At 70.5% G+C, this 281-nt stretch carries 1 protein-coding gene; it reads left to right on the forward strand.

The window, feature by feature from the left end:
* Positions 1–281, forward strand: a 281-nt coding sequence (locus ACZYRN_RS19420) for a hypothetical protein (RefSeq protein WP_488913202.1), incomplete at both ends; no start/stop codon positions are given.

Genomic DNA, 281 nt, shown 5'->3' on the forward strand with positions numbered 1-281 from the left:
CGGCTGCGTCGGCTGCTCGCGGGTGTGGCCGTGCTCGCGGTCGCCGGAGGCGCGGGCATCGCGACGAGTGCGATCGCCGCCCCGGTGCAGCCGCGGCACGTGTTCCGTGACGTGAGCATCCCGCCCTTCAACATCCGCGACTACCCGAGCCCGCTGCAGGCGTTCCGCAAGAACGTGCGCGACGAGGCCGGCGACACGCTCTTCACCGTGAACGGTCTGCCGAAGGGCGCCCGCATGCGCATCGCGGTCATGGACCAGTACGACGGCATGGTCTACAACGT

The sequence above is a fragment of the Domibacillus sp. F004 genome (genome assembly GCF_057814295.1).